Origin of the sequence: Nannocystis bainbridge (assembly GCF_028368995.1) — a bacterium.
GTDB lineage: Bacteria > Myxococcota_A > Polyangia > Nannocystales > Nannocystaceae > Nannocystis > Nannocystis bainbridge.
Genome location: NZ_JAQNDL010000003.1, coordinates 1,018,710 through 1,041,692 on the forward strand (window position 1 = coordinate 1,018,710; position 22,983 = coordinate 1,041,692).

The following is a 22,983-nucleotide window of genomic DNA, read 5'->3' on the forward strand; positions in this document are numbered from 1 at the left end:
GCGTGTCGGACCTCACGGTGATGGATCTTTGGGACATGTCCTGAAAGATCGGCCGCGTGGAATGTTTGGCGCGCCTGCGACGTAAGGCGCCTTCAGCATGGAACCGAGCAAGCCCTCCGCCTCCCTCGATCTGCGACCGTTCGGCCTCCTCGGCGTCGGCGTCGCGCTGGTCCTCGCCACATACATCGCCAGCAGCACCTGGGAGCGCGTCCGTGTGCGCCCCGTGGTCCGCACGATCCAGGTCACCGGCTCGGCCAAGAAGCGCATCGTCTCGGACTTCATCGAGTGGACCGCGACCGTCGAAGCCAGCGCCGACGGCCGCACCGAGGCCTATCGGGTGCTCCACGACAACGCCAAGCGCACCGAAGAGTTCCTGATCAAGCACGGCGTGCCCAAGGACCACATCTGGCTGTCCTCGGCCAGCGTCGACCCGTCCTACGAGACCGAGTATCACGGCACCGGCGAGAACCGCATCGAGAAGCAAGTGCTCAAGGGCTACGACGCGCTGCAGGAGATCAAGGTCCGCTCCAGCGACGTCGCCCTGGTGGAGAAGATGTCGCGCGAGGTCACCGAGCTGCTCGAGCAAGGCGTGACCGTCAGCTCCGACGCTCCGGAGTACTTCTACACGAAGCTCGGCGACGTGAAGATCGAGATGCTCGCCGAAGCCTCGCGCGACGCCCGAACCCGCGCCGACAACATCGTCGCCTCGGCCGGCGGCGCCGAGATCGGCGCGCTGCGCACGGCCGACATGGGCGTCATCAACGTGAACCCGGCAAACTCCACGACGGGCTCGTGGGACGGCAACAACGATACTTCGTCGCTCGAGAAGGACATCATCACGATCGTCCACGCTACGTTCGAGCTGAAGTAGGGCTCCGCGGGGTTGAGGGTTCTTGCTTGGCAAGCGACCCGCGAGAGGCGAGACCACTTGCCCAATGTTCGCACCAACTCGGGCACGGGCGCTGAACGGCGAGCCAGCCCTCGTCTCCCGCAGCCCGGCGGGTAGAGAGGCCGCGAGACCGCCTCGCGCGGCGCCAGACACGATTGGTACGTCGCCCGGGCAATCGTGGCTCGCCCGTTTACACGGGCTGGCCGAGTGCTTCCACCAGGCACTCCTCCGCGACACGAAGCTTGCCGCGTGTCGCAAAATCCCGGTCCACGGCATACATGCCCAGAACCTCCACGGCATAGGAATGGAACCCGACGGCCGCTTGCCGGTTCCAAAACTTGAACAGCCGAATCCCGCGCCGAAGGTCGCGAAACGGCGCATCCAATTCGTCGATCAGCCGTATCTGTCGCTCGACAGACGTAGCGACGAATCTGTCGGTCTGGCGCCGCAGGATGAGCGCATGTTCGATATCATCACCCTCGACGAGCTATTACCTCTACGTCCTGCTCGACATCTACAGCCGCTGCGTCGTCGGCTGGACCCTGGCGCACCGCGAGAGCGCCGACCTCGCCGCACGCCTGATCCGCGCCGCCTGCGACAAGCAGAACATCCAACCTGACCAATTGACCATTCACGCCGATCGCGGCGCCGTTCCCACGTCGCGCGAGCTCGCCGACCTCTACGATGCCCTGGGTGCCCGCCGCTCGCACAGCAGGCCCCACGTCAGCGACGACAACCCGTACTCGGAGGCCCACTTCAAGACCCTCAAGTACACCCACGACTACCCCGACCGCTTCGCCTCCTACGACGACGCCCACGCCTTCTGCGCCCGCTTCGTCGACGGCTACAACCATCACCACCGCCACTCCGGCATCGCCTTCCTGGCCCCCGCCGACGTGCATTACGGCCGCACCGAGGCCATCCTGTCCATCAGGGCTGCCGCCCTCCACGCCGCCTTCGAAGCCCATCCCGAGCGCTTCGTCCGTGGAAGGCCCACGCCGCGCCGGCCACCCGCCGCGGTCTACATCAACCCACCGCGCCGCCTCGAACGCGGCCTTCGCGAGTACGACGTCCATGTCCTTTCGGACAGGTGCAGCACGACCGATAGCCCACCGGACTGCTACTGCGGCGAAATCTCACATTCACTAAACAGGACCCGCGCCGTGTCTCAAAGTCATTGACAGGCTCCGATCCCGACCGAGCCCCCTCTTCTTGAACTTGATCCGACCGAGTGTCGCTGCGACCGGACGATGGCGTGCCCGGCGTCAAGTTCGAAGCGTAAGCGCTGCTCTACACGCGCGTGGGCGGCCGATGACCGTACTCGGCAGCAGTTCCTCCCCGCGGGTCGTTTGCCAGATTCAATGGTCGAGATAAACGTAGAGGTCCTCGAGCTCTGCCCCGCGATGGCGTTCCCTTTGCCGATTGAACCGCCCACGCGGGTATCGGACGACACCGAACTCGCGGTTGTTTCAAGGGACAGAGCGTCTCCGACGCTCAGGATCTCCGCAGCGAACTCGTCGACATGTTCGGACGACGCGCCGCGTGAACGACCACGTGTCCGGATTCCAGCAGCCGGCGCAGGCCAGCAGGCACCCTGAACCCAGGCGACGAGTCGCTCGCCGGGGCCGTTCGCCGCGCTGCGGCGGAGGTGCGGGCGACGTTGAGCTTCATCCATAAGTCCGCTTGAGCAGCACGAGGCGGATCGCTACGGCCCGACCACTGGGTCCGCACCCATCGAGATCCGGATCGGCTGCGATGGCGCGTTCACGCTGACGGGCTTCCCGAGCGACGAATGGGTCGACGACGGCTGATGATCATTGCCAGCGCGCCGCGTCCTGATGGCTCTGGCTAACACCGTTCAGAGCGCAAGCCGCCTTGTGAAGCCCATCTCCCTGTGTTGATGTTTCCGAGTCATGATCGCCCTCGTCCCCCTCGCGCGCCCTGCCGAGGTCCTGCTCTGGGCCGCCCCGCTCCCGGGCGAGTCCGAGTTTGTCCTCGAAGACCCGCTCGCGCTCGACTATCTCGGCCAGCAGCTCGGCTATTTCCTCCTCCCGGCGCTCACGACCCGCAGCGGCCAGGCGCAGTACTTTGCCCTGGTCCTCTACGGCCTCGACCTCGCCGAGCGTGCCCTCAAGGAATACGGCCTGCCCGATGACGATGACGAGCGCCGTCGGCTGTTCGAACGGTGGGAACGGCTATGGGCGCTCGCCACCCTCGAGTCCCGCAACGGCTCGCTCGGCCGCGGTCACCCCGACGCCATGCGCGGCGCTCGTGGCGTCAGCAAGACCTGGTTCTCCGGCGACAAGCCGCTCCCGCGCGACTACCCGCTCATCTCCCGCCAGAGCGAGCTGGGCGGCCTCGGCGCGTACCTCGTCCCGCTCCGCGACCTCGGCCTCGTCTACCCCGGCAGCTTGCGGATCACCCCGGCCGCCACCCCGATCGTCGACGCCTTCTGGGGCGAGCCCGGCACCACGCACATGCAGCGCTTCGACAACTGGGCGCTGCACGTGCTCGCGCCGGCCACCAGTCGCATCGAGCGCAAGTTCCAGAATTTCCGCCTCGCCACCCTCGGCGAGCGCTCGCGCCTGACCAGCATCCTCGGCCGCAGGCCCCAGCAGGATCGAATCTTCGAGGCCGTCGTCGAGCGCGCCCCGCCGCCGAGCCTCGCCGTCGCCCGCCTCGTCGAGCGGGCGACCCGGCTCGATATCCACGATCCGCGCGACGTGCTCCTCGCCATGCTCGCTGGTCGCTGCGGCCCCGTCGACGCTCCACTGCGGGACTTGCTCGGCCTCGCCCTCGCCTTTGGCGACACCGCCGTCGCCGTACGCGACTGCTTCGACACCATCTACACCGACATCACCGACGCCGGCTTCATCGCCGCGCGCGCCCGCATCGTCGGCCAGTCGCTCACGACCGAACGCCTGGACAACCTCCGCCGCGCCACTGCGGCCCTGCTCGCCGCCCCCGAGCTCGCGCGTCTGCAGCGACTGCCGATGCACGGCCGCGTCTTCCTCCGCCTCGCCGAGGATCTCTCCGGCGCCACGCCCGACGCCGTCCTCGACCACATCCTCGCCTTCCACCGCCGCGTCCAGCGCGAGCGCACCACCGGCGACAGCTGGATCGCCCATGACGGCGGCGACCTCAGAATCGCCCAGACCCGCTACACCGGCCACCGCTTCGAGGCCCGCTTCCCCGCCTTCAAGCTCAACATCGTCCGCAACCTGCTCGAAACGACAGGCCGTCTCCCCGCCACGAACGGAGCGCCGCAATGACGAAACGATCCGCCCCCCCGCGGCGCACCGCCCTCGAATGTCTCGAGAGCCAGGAGCCCTGCCTCGGCGCCGTCTTCTGCTCCTATACCTTCGACCCGATCTTCTTCGAGTCGCACGTCCTGCGCACGATCCTCAAGCTGCAGAGCGATCCCGACGAACAGCTCCCCGACTTCCTGCGCGAGGGTCTAAAGGCGCTCCAGGGCGTTCCGGTCGCCTGTTTCGTGGACGCCGATGCCCGCACACCCGGCCAGCGCCTCCCCTACGACCTTCGTCTCATCTCCGCTCGCGTCTTCCACCCCAAGCTCGCCCTGCTCGTCCACAACGATCACGCGAACCTGCTCCTTGGGTCTGGCAACCTCACGCGTGGTGGCTACGGCGACAACACCGAACTGTGGTTCCCCCGCAAGCTCCGCTACAGCGACGCGAACGACGTCGCTGCCTTGCGCGCGCTACTCGGCTTCCTGGGCGGCGTCGAGGCCCTCGCTGGCGCACCGAGCCCGCAGCTCGCCCTCGTCCGCACCAGCCTCACCGCTCGCCTCGCTACCGCCCCCGCCCAGGCCGACGCCCGCACCTTCCACGTCCTGCACTCCCTGCAGGCCCCGCTGCTCCCGGCCTTCCTCGAGCTCGTCCCGCGCGACGCGGAGATCCTCCAGCTCGGCGTGCTCGCGCCATTCTTCGAGCGCGACGATCAGCAGGCTGCCGAACTCGAACAGGTCCAATCACTCGTCAGCTACATCCTCGCCGCTCGCAACAGCCACAAGGCCGAGCTCCACCTTGGCTTCGGCTGGCAGGGCGGCCCGCTTGGTCCCCCGGCTATTGTCCCCGCGCTCGAGCAGAGAGTCGGCCAGCTCTGGGTCCATCGCACGCCCGGCGATCCGCCGACCATCGAGTACTTCATCCCGCTCAAGTGCACCGCCAAGACGGTCCGCTACCTCGACCACCGGCTGAAAGAGCGCTCGTGGTCCCGCGAGGACGCCGACGAGGCCCACGCCGCGCGTCAGCTCTATCCGGCCGCCCCGCCGGTCGCCAACGGTCCCGCGCGGATCGTCGAGGCGCTCGCCAGTCAACGCGAGCTGCGGACCTGGCTCCTGCCGACCCTCCGCTTCGACGATGACCGCCCGGTGCGCCGCCCACTGCACGCCAAACTGCTGACGATCACCACCGAGCGTCGCGGCGTCATCACCACCTACGTCCTCGTCGGCTCTCCCAACGCCTCTGGCCGTGCCCTGCTGCACCCGCCACCGCACGGCAACGTCGAGCTCGCCATGGTCTTCTCGGCCGAGGGCGCATGGGCCCTCCCCGATCTGGCACCCGAACTGATCGCCTGTCCACGCGACCAGCTTCAACTCGCCGAGCCTGTCTTCCCGGCGACCGGCGTCAACCTCGGTCGCTGGATCGCCGACGCCACCTACGACCCTCGCGCCCGCGAGCTCCGCGTCGTCTGGGCCGATGGCATCGCGGCGGCACCGACCTCCTGGCGCCTCCTGTACGTCGAGCGCCAGCTGGCCCACGGTGACACCCCGCCGTTCGGCGAGCTCCGCCTCGGCGGATTCGATCTCCTCGCGATCTGCTGCGAGCTGACGCTCGAGATCGCCGGCGTCTTTTACAGCGTCCCGATCCGCGTCACCGACCTCGGTGCCCTGCCCGCCGACCCGGTCGAGGCGCAGTACGGCCTCGCCGAGTTGATCGCCCTGCTCAGCCGCCGGATCGGTCGTGAGCGCCTGCGCCACGTCGCCACCCAGGCCGGCCCACAGGGCACTTCCGCCGTCCTCGAGACCATCTTCGGCGAAGGCTTCACCCCGACCGACATCTTCCGCACGTGGAAGAACCTCGCCCGCGACCTCCGCGAGGAGAACATCACCCTCGCCGCGTTCCGCCACATCCTCGCCGGCCCGATCGGTGTCCGCGCCGTCTGGCAGCGCATGCGCGACGCGATCGGCGGCGCCCTCACCCGCGAGGTCGTGTGGTTCTACGGCGCCGAACTTCTCAAGACCTTCAGCGAGCTCGAGCTGCCCGCGGACCCCGACCAGCCGAGCAAGCTCGCCGAACTCGCCGGGTTCCTGAACGACCTGCGCGCCGACCTCGGCGCGCTCGCGCCCGACATTCAAGGTCGCCCGTGGATCGGTCCGATCCTGCGCTTCTATCAACCACTGACTGCCCCGAGCGAACGCCATGACCCTGCGTGACCAAGCCTGGCTCCGCACCTTCCTCGACCTCGGCGCGCACGCCCAGCAGGGCAACATCTCCTCGCGTGACATCGAGCGGCAGGAGGACACCGTCCTCCGCGCCCTCGACATCTTGCAGGACCACCCCGGCGTCGTGCTCGCCGACGAGGTCGGCATGGGCAAGACCTTCGAGGCGCTCGGCGTGCTCGCAGCCCGCGCTCACGTCGCGCCCGACAGCCGCTTCCTCGTCATCACGCCCGGCCCCGACCTCAACAAGAAGTGGACCCGAGAGATCCGGCGCTTCATCGCCGACGCCGGCGGCGGTCGCAAGATCTACGGCGGCCTCGAGCCCGACGCGATCCTGGACGTCGGTCGTCTCGGCGACCTCCTGGTCGAGGCCCCGCGCCGTCGCGTGCTGATCGCCCCGATCAGCCTGTTCTTGCGCGGCGTCCGCGAGGACCACGCCGACCTGCTCGACCTCTTCTGTCGCTACAAGCGCCTCTCCGGCCCGACGCGCGCCGCCATCTTCCGCCGCTTCCGCGACGGCGCCTGCCAGCGCGAACCCGCCGAGACCTTCTTCGGAAAGTTCGACTACGCCGCCCTCGAGCCGCACCTCGCGGCCGCCTTCGCGCGCGCCGACGGCAACGAGCCCACGCTCGACGCCGCCTACGCCGAGCACGGCAACGAGCTCTTCGCCGCCGACAACAAGGTCGGCAAGATCCTCGACCTCCTCGACCTCGCCCGCTACCGGCTCGCCCGCGCCCTGCTCCCGACCTTCGACCTGCTCGTCGTCGACGAGGCCCACAAGCTCAAGAACCGCGAGACCAAGCGCGCCCTGTCGCTGAGCCAGGCCCTGCGCCAGCGCTTCCGCAACGCCCTCTTCTTGACCGCGACGCCGTTCCAGCTCGGCATCGACGAGCTGCGTCAGGTCTTCGCCCTCTTCTCTCTCGCCCAGACCGCGCCTCCCGACCTGCAAGAGCGCGCCGAGCAGCTGCTGACCGACATCCGCGATTATCAGGGCACCTACGCCGCCTTCGAGCGCGACTGGGGCCGCGTCGATCCGGTGCTCGCCGCCGAGCTCGGCCAGCACCTCGAGCGTTCGCCCGATCTCTCACAGCTCCCCGACAACCCCGCTCTCCGCCCGGTCGCGCTGCACGTGCGGCGGCTGATCGAGCTCAAGGACGCGCGCATCGAACCGGCCTTCCGCCGCTGGATGGTCCGCAGCCGCCGTGACGACCGCTTCCTCTACCGGGACCACTGCCCCAGGCACTTGCCCGTCGCGGGTCCGGCGATGATCCCCTTCCTCGCCTACGAGCGGCTGATCGCCGAACTGTTCGACCAGAAGCATCCGACCCACAAGGCCGCAGTCGAGATCAACATGGTCTCGTCCTACAGCGCCGCCCAGAAGAGCGAGATGCTCTCGAACGAGAAGACCGCCGCGATCCCGTCGATCGAGCGCTACCGCGGCCTCTTGCGCGACATCTTGAAGAACCTCTCCGACGAGCGCGACAGTCATCCCAAGCTCTCGCACGTCCTGGGCGACGTCCTGCGCGCCGCCGAGGAGCGTGGTGAAAAGACGCTGATCTTCTGCGCCCGGATCCAGACGCTGCACGAGCTCCAGCGCAAGCTGCACGACGCCTGGGAGGACCGCCTCCTCGACCGCTGGCGCCACGCCTACCCCGATGCCGACCACGAGGGCATCTTCGGCGAGCGCGGCGAGGACCGCCACGCCCGCGGCCGCCATGCCCTGCTACAGCAGCGATTCCACCGCACCCAGGACCTCCTCTACTTCGCGCTGCGCGAGCGCTACCTGCAGACGTTGCTCGACTTCGGGGACTGGGGCGAGCGCCACCTCGACGCGATCGTCGAACGCGCCGAGCCGCTGCTCCGCCAGGTCCGCACCGGCCCGACCTCCGCCGAACGCATCAACTTCTGCATCCTCAAGCGGGTCGTCGAGCGCGCCGCCGTCGAACTCCGCCGTGAACACGACCCGGCCTGGGCCAGGGAATTCTCCGAGGTCATCCAGCGGGTCTGCGACCCGCGCTTCATCCCCCACGGCTACGACCTCGTGAAGGACGAGCTCGAGGAGTCCGAGGACGGGCACCACACCCCGACCTGGAACATCTCGCGCGAGCACGCGCAGCTCGTCGTCAGCGCGCAGCCCCATCTGTGGACGTACTTCCGTGGCAACATGTACGGCCTCCCCGACGAGCGCCGGATCCAGCTCGTCGAACGGCTGGCCCGCTACCTCACCGCGCGCTACGTCCCGTTCATCGCCGACGTCATCGCCGCAGCAAGTTCGTCCGGTCTCGCCGTCGATCCCGTCCCCTCGCGCGAGCTCCTCGACCTCGTCGACGGCTTCTGGCAGACCCCTGTCGGACGCGGCTATGTCATTCAGCTGCGGCAGTTCCTGCAGTATTTCCATTACGAGCTCTCCGAGGAGTCGCAGGACAAGCTCCTCGACGGCGAGCTGCTCGAGGGCCGGTTCGTCCGCCAGACCAGCGACGGCGAGGCGCGCGAGCGCCTGCGCGAGGCCTTCAACACCCCGCTGTACCCGATGGTACTGATCGCCAACGAGGTCATGCAGGAGGGCCTCGACCTGCAGCGCTCGTGTTGCCGCATCATCCACCACGACCTGCCCTGGAACCCCGCCCAGCTCGAGCAACGCGTCGGCCGCATCGACCGCCTCGGCGGCCGGATCCACAAGCTGCGCGACAAGAACGCCGACGCCAAGCTCGAGATCCTCTACCCGCTGATCCAGCAGACGATCGACATGCGGATCCACCAGGTCGTCCGCCAGCGCGAGAAATGGCTCGAGTTCCTGCTCGGCGCGCCGCCCGATCCCCAGGAGTACGCCGAGGTCGACACGCCGCCGCCGCCGCTCCCCACGGCCCTCGCCGACCGCCTCCGCATCGACCTGCGCCCGCGCTCTCCTTCCTGACGCGCGGTGCGCAGGTTCAGCTCGTCGCGCCGTCCTACAATCAATGGTTCGCCGAGGCTGTCATTGCAGCCTCGCGCTTTTTTAGGTGCGAATGATGTGCCCGATCGGTGCGTCGATACAGTGAAGGATGGCCGGGCCAACGCGCGAACGGATCGAGCCATCCCAGCGCTATCATGATAGCGATCGAGCAACAGACCGCAGAATGGCGCGCTCCACTCGTATCGTCCCCTGAGCCCCTCGCGCTCGACGCGAACGCCCCGGTTCCGGCCGGTTCATGGGGTCTCCCGCCGACACCTGTGAGCGATATCGCCCCGTGCGAAGATGCGCCTGCCGGGCCACTCCGATCCTTGTGAGCGCCACCGCGCTGTGCGAGGATGCGCGCTCGCAGGTCGGAGGTCTCATGAGCCATCGCCGCCGAAAACTCGCTCTTTCTGCCGTGGGCGTGGGGCTGCCTGGGGTCGACGACCCGGCGCTGCCGCTGCCGGTGTCTGGTTTTGCGCACTCGGCGCTGCGGTGGCCGGACGCTTCCGCGCTCATCGGCTCCACCTGGTCGGCTGCGCGCACAGCGCATTCCGGCATGAGCGACCCGGGGACCCGGCGCGTGCTCAACGAGGATGCCTTCCTCGCCGACGGTCGGCTCGGGCTGTTCATCGTCGCGGATGGTGTGGGTGGCAGGCCATTCGGCGGTCTCGCTGCTGGCGAGGCGGTGTCGGTGCTGTGGGAGTGGATCTTGCGCGAGACGAAGGCGCTCGGCGCACCGATGCGTGGGCCTGGCCAGCCATCCGGGAATGGCAGCAGTGTCGTGCAGCTCGGGTCCGTCGTTCGCACCGCCCTGCAGAACGCGTCGCGGACGCTCCGCACGATGGCCACGGCCGATCCGCGCTATGCGGGCATGTGCACGACCGCCTCGGTCGTGCTCGTCGCCGGCGACGTCGCGGTGGTCGGGCAGGTCGGAGATTCGCGGGTGTACCACGCACGCGGCGCGGCGGTGCGGCAGGTGACCGAGGATCACACGCTGCTGGGCTTGCAGGTGAAGCGAGGGCTCGTGGCGCCCGAGCAGGCGCGCGGACGACGATCGCCGATCATCCGCGCGCTCGGCCTCGCCGACGAACTCGAGGTCGACATTCACGCGGTGCCGGTCGCCCGCGGCGATCGGCTGCTGCTGTGCTCCGACGGCCTGCACGAGCACTTCCAGCGCGAGGGTGTCCTGCAGCACCTGTTCCAGCTCGACATCCGCACCGCCGCTCCTGCCGCGGTTCACCACGCCCGACGTCGCGGCGGCCGGGACAACATCACCGCGCTGTTCGTGGAGATCCTCGGGCCGGGCTAGGGGGCCGAGCGATGCGCCATCGTGACCTGACCGCGGCGCGGGGACGACGGTGTCTTCATCGCCTCGCCGGGTGGACCTCGGGCGAGCTCACGCGAGCGACGGCGGGCTCGTCAGCACCTCCGCGAGCTCGCACCTCGATGCGCCCGTTGCGATCAGGGTCCGCTCCACGGTGCTTTTGGACCTCGATCCCGCGGCTCCGTGCAGGCGCTTGCCCCGGGGCCTGCGCCGGATGTTATGGTCGCCGCATGCTCCGCACCACCGTCACTCTGTCTGCGATTGCGATGACCGTGTTTACCGCCTGCGGGGGGGCCGACTCCGGGCGCGGGGACACGAGCGTGGCGACGGCGCCGACGGGCGCGACCACGGTGCCCGTGACCACCGACGCCACCAGCACCAGCGACGTCGCGCCCACCTCTTCGGGCACCACGAGCAGCACCGGCGAGCCGACCTCCACGTCCACCACCTCCTCCACCAACCCCTCGGGCGTCGACACTGCCAAGTTCGACCTCGGCGCCAGCGACCTCGGCGCGGGCACCACCGGCGGCGACAACGGGTGCAAGAAGGTCGATTTCCTGTTCGTGATCGACAACTCGACCAGCATGGAGGACAACCAGGACGCGCTGATCGACAGCTTCCCTGGCTTCATCGACGCCATCAAGACCGCCCTCGGCGACGTCGACGACTACCACATCATGGTCGTCGACACCGACGCGAACGGCCGGTGCGCGAAGCCTTGCGACGAGAGCGACCCCGATTACGTCAAGTTCTGCGCCGCGGCCAACTACCACGCCTGCACCACGGAGCTCGAGCCGTGCGACACGCAGCGCGGCGCCGGGGTCATCCACCCGGTCGGCTCCTTCTCCAGCAACACCAAGTGTCCGGTGGCCGGTGGCCACCGCTACATGTTGCCCGATCAGCCCGACCTCGCCTCGACGTTCGCCTGCGTCGCCAAGGTCGGCACCGCCGGCAACGCCTCGGAGCGGCCGATGAACGCCATCGAGGAGGCCGTGAGCGAGGAGCTCAACTTCCCCAACGGTTGCAACGGCGGGTTCCTCCGCGACGACGCGATCCTCGTCATCACCTTCATCAGCGACGATCCCAACAAGCCCGACCAGGGCGATCCCGCCTCCTGGAAGGCGTCGGTCGTCGCGGCCAAGAACGGCGACGAGAACGCCGTCGTGGTGCTCGGCCTCATCCCCCACCCCGAGCTCGACTGCATCACCGGCAACGACCCGAACCTGACCCAGGGCGCCCACTGGCAGGAGTTCATCGAGTCGTGGGGCTCGCACGGGATCTCCGGCTCGGTCTGCGAGGCCGACTACGCGCCCTTCTTCCTCCAGGCGATCCAGGCCATCGACCAGACCTGCGACGAGTTCAACCCGCCGGGTTGACCGCGCGGCCACGAACCTGCTCTGCGTCTGGCGGCAGGAGCATGTCCCTGAGGACATGTCTCAAGTATCAGGCCGATGCGCAGGCGCTGTCTCGACGCCGTGGGCTTGCTCGCCCGTCGGGCGGCCGGGTCAGCCGGCGCCGGCCTCCAGCACCGGTTGCCAGAAATAGCAGTTCGCGGGCACCTCTTCGCCCTTGAGCGCCCTGCTCAGCTTGCAATCGCGGCCGGCGAGCGTGTCCATCGTATCGATGATGGTCTGCATCGGGATGTTGGACTCCGCGGAGATGGTCACGGTCGTCTCGTGCGGGAAAGCCTGCTTGTAGCGCTGCACCCGCTCCTCGAGGGCCGCGTAATCGTAGCGGCTGTAATCGCCGAGCGGCGTGCCGGGCCTGGCCAGCGGGATCGTCGGCGCTTTCGAATCGGTCGCCTTGCCGGCCTCGGCGCCGTCCTGCTGGGCGTCGGCGGAGATCCGGAAGCCGTCCTCGAGGACCATGACCTTGAGGTTGAGCGGCTTGTCCTGGGGCGCGTCGTCGGGCTTGGTCTCGGCGCTGGCGGCCGAGAAGCGCGGCGGCGAGACGTTGATCGACGACATCGACGCGTACTCCATCACCGACAGCAGGAGGGGAATTAATAAAAACATGACGTTCATGACCGGGAGGAGGTCGGCTTCGATCTCCACTCCTTCGAATTTTTTACGCCTGCGCATCGCTTCACCTCCTTGCCCCGGAGCGGGGGTGACCGCAATGAGAGCGGATGATTGGGTACACACGCTGTATGAACTCCATGGACGTGGATCCTCCTTCGCGCCGGATCGAGAGACCGGCGCGGCGCACCATATGAATGTCGAAATTGCCGGACCGCGCTCCGCGGAGCAGGCGGGCGTCAGCGACGACTTCGCAAGAGCCGTGTCACGTCGCCGCTCGCGGGCCGTGACACGGGCCACGGCGCCGGGCGGCGCCTGCCCGCCTGGCCGCGAGCGAGAGGAGTACGGGCGCGTTGCGTGCTCCGGTGAGTACAGTGCCGGGGCCGCGGCCGACCCTACACGCGCCGGGAAGAAATCTCGCGGCGCCGGTCGGAGCGCCACCAAGAGCGCCAGCGGCTCGGCCGGGACCGCTCACGCGCCGGCGCAGACCTTCGTCGTGCCGTCGAACACCTGCGGTCCCTTGCACGCGGCCGCGCTGGAGCAGTGGCAGATCCCCTCCACGCACGTATCGGCGCGCAGCGTGTCGACGCAGTCGGCGTCCTGGCCGCAGCCGCACACGCCGGCGATGCAGACCGCGTAGCCGCCGATGCCGGACGTCGCGCAATCGGAGTCTTCGCCGCACTCGCAGCGCTGCGTGCGAGGATTGCACACCGGGTGGCCGGTCTGCGTCGCGCAATCCGAGCCGTTCGCGCACGGGTCGAAGCAGACCCCGTCGTCGCAGCGGGTCTCGGTCAGGCCGCAGACCGTGACCGGCGCCCCGCCCTCGATTGGTTCGACCTGGAGCTCCTCGCCGACCAGCACGTCGCACGGGGCGCCGTCGCTGGGCCGCGGCGCGCACTTGCCAGCGCCGTCACCGATGGCGACGCAGGCGTAGCTGTTGCCGCAATCGGCCTGGGCCGCGCAGGTGATCGTCCAGCCGCTGAGGATGACGTCACATTGCTCGTCGGTCGAGCAGACCGTGACGACATCGTTGACGCAGCGCTGGTCCTGACAGGTGTAGCCGGCATCTTCGCCGAAGACGAAGCAGTCGGTATCGCTGGCGCAGGCCTCCTGGCAGAACTGGCCGGCGCCGCCGGTGGTCGTGGCCTCCGTGGTGGGCGCGGTCGTCGTGGTGGTCGCGGGCGGTTCGCTCGTGACGGTGCCGGTCGTGGTGAAGGTGCCGGTCGTGCTCACCGAATCGTCGCTCGAGGTGCCCATCGTCTGCGTGGCCTGCGTGGCCTGCGTGGCCTGCGTCGAGTCCGTCGTGACGCCGGAGGTCTCCGTGCCGCTGCCCTTGTCGGCGCCGCAGGCGAGCGGCGCGAGCACGGCCGCGAACAGGAGGATCACCGGCGTCTTCACGAGAAATGAGCGTTGCATGGCCGCGAGGGTACCCCACGCGGCGAGATGGCGATGGGCGCCGCATTCTTCGTCGGCGGTGAAACAGGTTTCGCAAGACCCCGGCTTCGCGTGCGTATGGCGGCTCGCTGGCAATGGGCAGTCACGGCCGGCGAATGCACGGCGGGCTCGGCCGTGACGCTCTGGTGAATGCACGCTCGCGGTCTGTTGTCCCCACTCGAGGTCGCGCGGCAGCGGTTCGGCGCCTCGTGGTGGACGCTCGCTACGCGGCGGCTCACGCGGCGACGCCGGGCTCGCGCGCGAAGGGCCGGACCTCGCGAAATTCGACCACCGCGAGCGAGCCGACGAACAGCGCCTCGAAGCCGACGTGCACGACGCCGAAGATGCTCGCGGTGCCCGCGGTCGTCGCCAGGATCGCGGCGCAGGCGACGACCCACGCGGCGTTGGCGGCCACGAGGAGGTCGATCGCGCGGCGCGACGGGGTGCGCCCGCGCGACGCCCGGACCGCGAGCGAGCCGGAGTAGCAGGCGTAGGCGAGGTTGACCGCGCCGATGAAGCCCACGAGCGCCGGCGAAAAGGCGTGCAGCTGCGCCAGCGGGCCGCGCAGCGCGAGCACCACGAGACCGGCGATGCAGGCGGCGGAGCCGTCGAGCCAGAGGATCGCGCGGGCGCGCCGGGGCATCATCGCGGGCGAGGGTAACGCGGATCCGCGGGGGTCGTCACGGCTCGCCGCCGCGCCGGACGCGGAGACGCCGGGCGCTGGCCGCGGACGGGGCGTGTGCCATACAGGGGCCATGCTCGCCGTCACCGGTCCGCCGCGCCGCCTCTACGCGCTCCGCTTCGGCTGGGAGCCGGTGCCCGAGGCCGTGTCGCTGCGCGGTGGCTCGAAGGATGTGTATTTATTCGAGCCGGTGACCGGCGCCGCGGTCGAGTACGACGACGGCTGGGTCCTGATCGACACCGGCCTCAACCCGGACATCCTGCGCGACCCGGCGCTGCGCGCCGCGCATTACGTCAAGGCGGCCGTCGGCTGCGTGCCCGAGGGCGATCCGCTGCTGCGCCAGATCGACGCGGCCGGGCTGGCGCTCGCCGACCTCAAGGGCTGCGTGCTCTCGCATCTCCACTGCGATCACGGCGGCGGCTTGCGGCACCTCGAGGGCGGCCCGCCGATCGTGATTCAGGCCCGCGAGCACGCGTTCGCCATGGACGAGGCGACCCTCGAGCACTGCTATTTTAAGAGCGACTACGACCGCCCCGGGCTGCGCTGGCGGCTCATCGAAGGCGAGGTCGAGCTCGCCGCTGGTTTGCGCACGATCCCGACCTTCGGCCACACGCCCGGGCATCAATCGATCGCCGTCGAGCTGCCGGTCGGCGGCACCGTCGTGCTCGCCTGCGACGCCGCCGATCTGCGGCGCAACATCGACGCGCTGATCCCGTGCGGCGAGCTCACGCACCCGCACCTCGCCGCGGCCGCGGCGCGGTCGATCGAGCGCCTGCACGCGCTCGATCGCCAGCCTCGCACCGAGGTCTGGCCCGGCCACGATCCCGACTTCTGGGCCACACGCCTGGCGCCGCCGGCGGCCTACGGCTGACGCGCGCCTTCGCTGGGGCCTGTCTCTGGGGACAGGCGGTCGCGGCTCAGCCGTCGCCGAGGCGCTGGCGGACGTCCTGGGCGTAACGGCTGCGGGGGAAGCGGCGCAAGAACTCGGCGCCGGCCTGGGCGGCCTGGGTGGCGCGACCGAGGCGGTGCAGCGCCTCGACGCGGCCGTGCAGGGCCTCCTCCGCGAGGGCGCCCTGCGGGGCGTCGCGCAGGTAGGCGTCGAACGCCGACAGCGCGCCGCGTGGATCGCCGAGCGGGCCGAGCGACAGCTGGCCGAGCGTGACCTGGGCGGTGCGGGCCAGCGAGGTGTCGCCGTGCTCACGCAGCAGACGGCGGTAGATGCGGGCGGCCGCGCGGTAGTTGCCGGCGCCGCGCAGCGCGTGGGCCTCGTCGATGAGCTGCCCGGGGTCGCTGGCCGGGCGCGCTTTGGCCGGAGCGCTGCGCTCGGCGGCGGCGGGGACCGCCCGGGCCAGCGAGTCGGCCGTCTCGCCCTCGGCGAGCAGGCGTTCGCCGTCGGGGCCGTGCAGGCGATGGGTGCCGTGGACCGCGGTGATCCGCCAGCGCTCGGGCTCCGCGATCACTCGCAGGGCGCCCGGCCCGTCGCTGACGATCGCCACGCCGGCGACCTCGATCCACACCACGCCGACGGCCGCCGGCGTGACCTCGACGTGCAGGTCGCCGCGCTCGACCGCGAGGACGGCCCCGCGCACCCGCAGCTCGGCCTCGCCCGCGGCGCAGGCGGTGAACAGGTCAGTTGCGCCGACGCAGGCGGCGTCGTCGAGGCGCAGCGGGCCGTCGGCGAGCGGCTGGTGGAGGGCGAGCGGAGCCTGGCCGTCGCTGCCGCCGCCGCCGCCGCGGAGCAGGCGCAGCTCGGCGGGCATGTCCTTCGAGACAGGCGCTTCGGCTCGACCGGGGCTGTCCTTCGGGGCATGGGCGACGAGGTCGAGCGCGGTTCTGTCCTTTGGGACAGGTGGTTCGAGGTCGAGCTTCGCGCCGGGCGCGACCTGGGCGGCGCGCGATGACATGTCCTCGGGGACATGTCCGAAAGGACGGATGATCAGCAGCCACGCGGCGGCCGCGGCGAAGGCGACGCCGAGGCCGATGCCGAGGGCCGAGCGCCGGCCGGGGCCCGACGCGGCCGGGTGGCCGGCGAGGAAGCGGTCGACCGCGCCGGCGACGATGGCGTCGTCGGCGGCGGTGACTTCGGGCTCGCCGCGGCGGAGCTCGTCGAGCAGCTCGCGCTCGCGTCGGGTCGCCGCCCCGTCGCCGCGGTGGGCCGCGAGGAAGGCGGCGTCGTCGGCCGCGAGCGGGTCGCCGGCGAGGGACGCGTCGACGAGTCGGCGCCAGCGTCGGTCCGCGGAGGTGTCGTCGATTGCTTCGGGTTCGTGGTGCATGGGAGGCTCCGTCACGGGGCCGGACGGCCGAGGTTGAGGTCGCGGCGGATGAGCTTGCGGAGGGTCTCTTCGGCCTTGAGGACCCGCGACTTGACGGTGGGCACCGGGGCTCCGGTCAGCTCGGCGATCTCGGGCAAGGTGTGGTCGAGCGCGTGGCGGAGCACGAGGGCGATCCGCTGGGGCTCGGGGAGGAGGGCGAGGTAGTCGGCGACGGCCCGCGGGATGTGCTCGCGCAGGTCGTCACCGGGTTCGAGGGGCTCGTTGCCGGGGTCGTCCTCGTCGTGGCTGACGAGCGCGAGCCGACGCCCGCGCTTCAGCCAGCGGAGGGTGACGCGCACGGTGATCCGGCGCGCCCACGCCTCGAGCGGGCCCTGGCCGGCGTAGGTGCGGGCCGACTCGAGCAGCTCGACGAGGGCGGTCTGGGAGAGGTCGTCGGCGTCGCTGCCGGCGCCGAGCAGCGCCCGGGTGACGCGCCGCGCGACCGGGAGCAGCCGGCGAGCGAAGGTGGTGGCGGCCTGGCGATCGCCGGCGGAGGTGGCCCGCGCGAGGGCCCGGGCCTCGGCGTGCTCGGCGGTCCCGTCGGACGGAGCATCCGCGGCGACGGCGACGAGCGCAGGTGCGGGGGCCTTGGCGAGCAATCAGCGGTAGGGTGGCGCGACCGCCGGGCGGCGGATGAAAAAAAGCGACGGCACGGGCGCCGGGGAGCCCCGCGCGCCCCGGGGGCCTCGCTTCGTCGTCCTGGCGCCTCCAGGCGAAGCTCAGACTTGCCGAGCGCGGATAGCCCCGCGCCCCCGGGGGCCTCGCTGCGCCGCCCTAGCGCACCCAGGTGAGGCCGAGGCCCGCGGTGGCGCCGAGGGTCGGCGGGCGCACGAGCGGGGTGGTGCCGACCGGGGTGCGGGCGACGAGGTCGAAGTTGCGCAGCCAGATGTCGAGGCCGGCCGCGAGGACGAGGGCGAAGCCGCGCCCGAGCTCGAAGCCGAGGCCGAGGGTAGGCGCGACGCCGAACCGCAGCCCCGCGCCCGCGCGCGCCTGCGAGCCGGCGGTCGGCCGCCACACCAGCGCCTCGCCGCGCCCGGCCAGGGCAGGCTCGACGAACACCCGCCGACGCGCCCCGAGCCCGATCCGATAGCCGAGCCGCACGCCGAAGCCGAGCCGGCCGAGCCGCAGGCGAGCGTCGTCGAAGCGCTGCCCGCCGAGCTCCGGGGTGAGCGCGGCGTGCAGCAGGCCAGCGCCGCCGACGGCGAACACGAGGCCGCGGCGGCCGAGCAAGCCGAGCTCGAGCCCGAGACCGCTGGCCCACGGCAGCTGCGCGGCGTAGCTCGAGCCGACGTACCCGAAGCCGAGCAGGAGCCGCACGGCAGGCGCAGGCGCGGGCTTCGGCGCGGGCGCGACGGGGGCCGGGGCAGGCTCCGGGGCCACGGGCGGCGGCGCCTCGACCGGCACGGCGAGCACCTCCATGTCGAGCGGCGCCTCGCGGGTCGCCAGCGAGGCGACGAGGCCGCGGATCACCACGCCGAGGATCTCCCGCGTCTCGAGCGGATCGTCGGGCGTGTCGAGGTGGCGCGTGTAGAGCCGCTCGGGCGCGCCGAGCAGCAAGTAGACGGCGCTGCCCTGCCCCGCGGCCTCGACCCACACGACCGCGCCGGCGCCCCCGGCCAGGCGCTCGCGGGCCCACACGAGTTGGTCGGCGAGCGCGGCCGCCGGGCGGACCTCGACCGCCGGGCCGACGCCGAGATCGGCGAGGTGACCGCGCAGGGCCTGGGCGACGGCGACGGCGTCGATGCGGCCGGCCTCGATCACGCCGACGGCGATCTGCGGCGCCTCCGTGACCTCGGCGGCCGGGCCCGGGGCGCTCGCGGGCGACGGTTCGCCGACGACGAGCGCGAGGGCCAGAGGGACGGCGACCACAGGGGGCAAGTTGTATCCCGCCCGGTCAGCGGGGACCAGCCGGGGCGCGGCGGGTCAGCACTCCAGGCAGGCGCCGACGACGGCGACGCCCTGCGGGTCGAGCTCGATGTTGTAGGACTCGGAGATCCCCCGCCACTCGGAGAGGCCGCCGCCGAGGTCGGTGGCGGCGTGATTCCAGCGATCGACGACGGCGGCATCGCTGGCGAGCTGGACCCACCAGGCGGCCCGCGCGGCGCTGGTGTTGGTGATCGTGAACTCGTAGCAGGAGCCGCTCTCCCAGTCGCTGGTGAGCAGGCGCGCGACAGTGAGCGCGGGGGCGGCTTCGACGACGACGAGGCCGCAGCGACCGTCAGCCGGCTCGCCGCCCGCGAGCTCGAAGACCTCGCCCTCGCCGCGACAGCCGAGCCCGAGCGCGAGGCCGAGCAGAGCGATGCGAGAGCGGCTACGAGAGCGAGCGGCGCGCATGCCCTCTTCTAGCGGGCCAGCCGCGAGCAAGCAACGGCGCGCAGCCGCGCCGCACGACTCGATGCCGCACTCACGCATCACCACGATCGACGCAGCGCGACGCCTCACTCGCGCCGCGCTGCGTCTCGCTCCCGCGCCGTCTCACTCCGCGCGGCGGACGAAGTGCTCGCTCGCGGCCAGCTGCACGTAGAACTCGCGCAGGCCGAGCTCGCCCTCCTGCAGGGCGGTGCGGGCCTCCTCGGCGAGGCAGTTCTCCTCGACGCCGTAGGCGAAGTTGGCGAGCAGGCCGCTGACGCAGTCGGTGGTCTGCGGCAGCTCGGCCAGCTTGCTCGCCATGTCGGTGAGGCCGTCGAAGGTGACGAGCGGCACCAGCTTCGAGTCGACCGCCTGGCCGGTGGCGTCGATCGTCAGCCCGTTCTCGTCGGCGCGGTAGCGGCCCGCTTGATCGAAGTGCTCGAAGCCGAAGCCGATCGGGTCGAAGTACTGATGACACGACTGGCAGGCGGGATCGCCGGCGTGGGCGACCTCGTAGCGCTCGCGGGTGGTCTGCGCGCCGGGCATCGGCGGATCGATGGCCGGGATGTTCATCGGCGGCGGGATGTGCGGGCCGCACAGCAGGCGGTCGTAGACCAGCAGGCCGCGCTTGGTCGGCGACGAGCTGTCGGCGTGGGCCTGGCCCGCGAGCACCGAGCCCTGGGCCAACAGGCCGATGCCCCAGTCGTCCGGCCGCTCGACGACGACGCTCTCGCCGGCGATCTGGCCGAAGCCGTAGAACTGCGACAGCGTCGCGTCGAGCACCGTGAACGACGCCGTCAGCAGGGCCCGCACGTCGCCGTCCTGGGCGAACACCACCTCGTCGACGAAGCGCCGCGTCTCGTCGATCATGCGCATGCGGATGCCGTCGAACCCGGCGATGTCGATCTTCACCTTGCTCTCGACCTGCGGGTACTTGGCCCACTGGCGGAAGAACAGGTGCAGCACGCCCTTGCCGCGCGCGGTCGCCAGCAGCGCCTCGGCCTCGGCCATGCGCGCCTCCGGGGTCGCCAGCGCGCCCTGCTCGGCCTTCGCCAGCAGCTCCGGGCTCGGGGTGCTGCCGCCGTAGGTGTACGCGAGCGCGGTCGCGACCTCGTAGGGCGTCAGCGCGTGACCGCCGTCGACCGGCTCGCCGAGCTCGCTGCGGTACACGGCGTGCGGTGACTGGATCAGGCCGACGAGGGTCCACTTCAGCGCGATCGGGAACGCGACCTCGGCGGCGATGCCGGCGAAATGCGCCTCGTAGCGCCCGCGCTCGTCGCCGCTGAGCGGGCGGCGGAACAGCCGCTCGCCGTACTTGCCGATGAACTCGGCGGCGCAGGCCGAGTCGGGCTTCTGGGCCGCGCACGGCAAGATCGTCGACAGCACCGCGGGCGCGGTGACGGCGTCGCCGACGGCCTCGGCGGTGGCGAGCCACTCCTTCGCGGTCTGGTCGCCGACCAGCAGCGTCGCGGCGTCGTTGGTGAACCCGTGCTTCGACGCCGGATCGATGCCCAGCGCCACCCCGGACCACGTCGCCTCGATCTCGGGGAAGATGTCGCGCAGCGTGCTCTCGAGCTCGACCTGCGACAGGCGCCGCAGCACCCGCGCGCCCAGGCGCGACTGCTCGCAGCGGCCGGACGGGTTGATCGGCGGCGGATCGTCGCCGGTGTCGCTGGTGCCGGCGGTCGGATCGTCGCCGGTGGTCGGCACGCCCGCGGTGCCGCCGGTCTCGGTGTCGCTGCCGCCGGGGTCGGAGTCGGTGCCGGCGCCGCCGCCGCTGCTCGGACAACCTGTCCCGAAGGCCAGGCCGAGCGCGAGGTACAGATGTCGGGAGGAGAGGTCGATGCGTGTCATGCCTTGAGCTCCTGGATCGCAGAGACCGACTGACCACCGATCGAGCCGAGCGGGACGTCCATCGCGTCGGCGAGGGTCGCGAGCATGTCGATGTGACTGCGATCGACCTGGACCACCCGCCGGGTCTTGAGGTAACCACCGCCGCCGCCGATCAGGATCGCCGGCAGGCTCGAGCTGACCGGCTGGCCGTCGATCCACACGTCCGAATGATCGGAGTTGTGATTGGCGCCGTCGGACACCTCGCTGCACACATAGACCAGGCTGTTGTCGAGCACCGTGCGCGTCGGGTCCTCGAGGTCGAGCGGGTCGGGCTGGTCGAGCACCGCCAGGAACTTGCTGGCGAGCCGCTCGAAGAACCACTTCTGGCACTGCGCGAACTCGGCCCGGCCGGCGCCGTCCCACGAGTGCGAGACCGGGTCGTGGTGCCCCTTGGCGATCCCCGGGCCGCCCTCGAAGCCGAAGTTGAGGCCGGCGTTGACCCACATGTTCTGCAGGGTGATGACCCGCGCCGAGCCGCACACGAAGGCGTGGGCGCTGGCCTCGAGGTGGGCGTCGAGGATCTTGCCGAAGAAGCTCTGGTTGAGCGGGTCGAGCCCGGCGACCGCCTCGACGGCCGGCAGCGCCGGCTTGCTGTCGCAGCTGACCATCGGCGGCGGCGGGCCCTCGCCCGAGGCCTTGGCCTTGAGGTTGCGGATGGCGTCGAGGTGCAGCGCGAGCTTGTTCTCCTCGCGCGTCAGCCCCGACACCACCCCCTGCATCGCCTCGATCTCGCCCTCGGTCAGGCCCAGTGTCGCCGCGCGGAACTTGTTCTCGTCGACGCCAGGCATCGGCATCGGCGCCGGACCGACGCCCTGGAACAGCTGCGTGACGGCCTCGACCGGGCTCTCGATCGGCCGCACCCACGAGCCGTGCTTGACGAGGTAACAGTCGCTGTAGAAGCCGGCCCCCTTGTCGTACGGGATGGCGCCGAGCACGTGCGGGGTGACGCCCATGCCGTCGGCGATCAGGTGATCGATCGAGTTGCTGCCCTCACCCTCGGCGAAGCCGGTCAAGGTGGCGCGGATGGCGACGTGGTTGGAGATCCCGCCGTTCATCGACAGGCCGCGGACGACGGCGACGCGGTCGCGGTACGGCATGAGCGGGCTCAGCACGTTCGAGCCCTGCAGGAAGGTCTCGCCCTCGCCGTACGGCATCAGGTGCTCGGGCGGCATGCCGTGCGGCACGTAGAAGATGAAGAGGCGCTTGGGCCGGTCGCCAGGGCCGGCGACGGCCAGACGGGACATCTTGGCCGCGAGCGGGGCGGCGATGCCGAGCCCCAGCGCCTGCAAAAAGGTGCGGCGCATCAGTCGTTGCTGCGATCGGTGCATGCGTTCCTCCGCGATGTTCGACAAGGAGAGTGACTGGAGATCGAGGCCCGGCAGGGCGGCATGGACGCGCGACCAGGCGCCGCCCGGCCGGCGCCGCAAGGTCGCCTCGAGTCAGCTGACTCGAGGGTCATGTCGTAAAGTTCATGTCGTAAAGTTCATGCTGCCCTGCCCGCGCGACCGGGCGACGCCTCTCTCCCCCTGTGGCGCAGGGGCGGCGAGGTGGATGAAAAAAATCGAAGGGCGAGACCGCGCCCGGGCCGCGCGGCCCCGCGCCAATTGCTGCGGCGAGCTCTGCCGTGGGCCGGAGGAGCGCGAGCCAGGCGCGACGCTCGAGCGGCCGCATCGGCGAGCGAGA

Annotated in this window: 17 protein-coding genes; 8 read left to right on the forward strand and 9 right to left on the reverse strand. The window is 70.8% G+C overall.

Annotation, left to right across the window (positions count from 1 at the left end):
* The first annotated feature begins 97 nt into the window (after positions 1-97).
* The 7 genes from POL25_RS29375 (at position 98) to POL25_RS29405 (ending at position 11,988) form a co-directional block, all read left to right on the forward strand.
* Entirely contained in the window at positions 98-871 is a 774-nt protein-coding gene (locus POL25_RS29375) for an SIMPL domain-containing protein (protein ID WP_272089556.1), read from the forward strand.
* 470 nt (positions 872-1,341) lie between these two features.
* Entirely contained in the window at positions 1,342-2,070 is a 729-nt protein-coding gene (locus POL25_RS29380; protein ID WP_272089557.1) for a DDE-type integrase/transposase/recombinase, read from the forward strand.
* A gap of 732 nt (positions 2,071-2,802) precedes the next feature.
* Positions 2,803-4,161, forward strand: a complete 1,359-nt coding sequence (locus POL25_RS29385; protein ID WP_272089558.1) for a hypothetical protein — start codon at positions 2,803-2,805, stop codon at positions 4,159-4,161.
* On the forward strand, positions 4,158-6,347 hold the full coding sequence (locus POL25_RS29390; RefSeq protein ID WP_272089559.1) for a phospholipase D family protein: 2,190 nt from the start codon (positions 4,158-4,160) through the stop codon (positions 6,345-6,347). Before POL25_RS29385 ends, POL25_RS29390 begins: the two co-directional genes overlap by 4 nt.
* Entirely contained in the window at positions 6,334-9,267 is a 2,934-nt protein-coding gene (locus POL25_RS29395) for an SNF2-related protein (protein WP_272089560.1), read from the forward strand. The genes POL25_RS29390 and POL25_RS29395 overlap by 14 nt, the downstream gene beginning before the upstream one ends.
* A gap of 400 nt (positions 9,268-9,667) precedes the next feature.
* Positions 9,668-10,597, forward strand: coding sequence for a PP2C family protein-serine/threonine phosphatase (locus tag POL25_RS29400; RefSeq protein ID WP_272089561.1), 930 nt, complete (start codon positions 9,668-9,670; stop codon positions 10,595-10,597).
* A gap of 245 nt (positions 10,598-10,842) precedes the next feature.
* Positions 10,843-11,988 carry a hypothetical protein gene (locus tag POL25_RS29405; protein WP_272089562.1) on the forward strand — a complete coding sequence of 382 codons (1,146 nt, stop codon included), beginning with the start codon at positions 10,843-10,845 and terminating at the stop codon, positions 11,986-11,988.
* 129 nt (positions 11,989-12,117) lie between these two features.
* Here POL25_RS29405 and POL25_RS29410 read toward each other — a convergent pair whose 3' ends face one another.
* From POL25_RS29410 to POL25_RS29420, 3 genes are all read right to left on the reverse strand, one after another.
* Positions 12,118-12,693, reverse strand: a complete 576-nt coding sequence (locus tag POL25_RS29410) for an ExbD/TolR family protein (RefSeq protein ID WP_272089563.1) — start codon at positions 12,691-12,693, stop codon at positions 12,118-12,120.
* A 408-nt stretch (positions 12,694-13,101) separates the two neighbouring features.
* Positions 13,102-14,046, reverse strand: a complete 945-nt coding sequence (locus tag POL25_RS29415; RefSeq protein ID WP_272089564.1) for a hypothetical protein — start codon at positions 14,044-14,046, stop codon at positions 13,102-13,104.
* 253 nt (positions 14,047-14,299) lie between these two features.
* Positions 14,300-14,710: a hypothetical protein gene (locus POL25_RS29420; RefSeq protein ID WP_272089565.1), complete on the reverse strand. Its 411-nt coding sequence runs from the start codon at positions 14,708-14,710 to the stop codon at positions 14,300-14,302.
* A gap of 109 nt (positions 14,711-14,819) precedes the next feature.
* On the opposite strand from POL25_RS29420, the gene POL25_RS29425 reads away from it, so the two are divergent.
* On the forward strand, positions 14,820-15,617 hold the full coding sequence (locus POL25_RS29425; RefSeq protein ID WP_272089566.1) for an N-acyl homoserine lactonase family protein: 798 nt from the start codon (positions 14,820-14,822) through the stop codon (positions 15,615-15,617).
* A 46-nt stretch (positions 15,618-15,663) separates the two neighbouring features.
* On the opposite strand, the gene POL25_RS29430 is transcribed toward POL25_RS29425, so the two are convergent.
* The 6 genes from POL25_RS29430 to POL25_RS29455 all read right to left on the reverse strand — a co-directional run bounded on the left by POL25_RS29430 (position 15,664) and on the right by POL25_RS29455 (position 22,604).
* Entirely contained in the window at positions 15,664-17,019 is a 1,356-nt protein-coding gene (locus tag POL25_RS29430; protein ID WP_272089567.1) for a tetratricopeptide repeat protein, read from the reverse strand.
* A gap of 11 nt (positions 17,020-17,030) precedes the next feature.
* A complete protein-coding gene (locus POL25_RS29435; protein ID WP_272089568.1) occupies positions 17,031-17,657 on the reverse strand; it encodes an RNA polymerase sigma factor in 627 nt (208 codons plus the stop codon).
* 175 nt (positions 17,658-17,832) lie between these two features.
* Entirely contained in the window at positions 17,833-18,927 is a 1,095-nt protein-coding gene (locus POL25_RS29440; protein WP_272089569.1) for a hypothetical protein, read from the reverse strand.
* Positions 18,928-18,981: 54 nt separating this feature from the next.
* Positions 18,982-19,392 carry a hypothetical protein gene (locus POL25_RS29445; RefSeq protein ID WP_272089570.1) on the reverse strand — a complete coding sequence of 137 codons (411 nt, stop codon included), beginning with the start codon at positions 19,390-19,392 and terminating at the stop codon, positions 18,982-18,984.
* A gap of 141 nt (positions 19,393-19,533) precedes the next feature.
* Positions 19,534-21,261: a DUF1588 domain-containing protein gene (locus POL25_RS29450; RefSeq protein ID WP_272089571.1), complete on the reverse strand. Its 1,728-nt coding sequence runs from the start codon at positions 21,259-21,261 to the stop codon at positions 19,534-19,536.
* Positions 21,258-22,604: a DUF1552 domain-containing protein gene (locus tag POL25_RS29455; protein ID WP_272089572.1), complete on the reverse strand. Its 1,347-nt coding sequence runs from the start codon at positions 22,602-22,604 to the stop codon at positions 21,258-21,260. The genes POL25_RS29450 and POL25_RS29455 overlap by 4 nt, the downstream gene beginning before the upstream one ends.
* Positions 22,605-22,983: the final 379 nt, after the last annotated feature.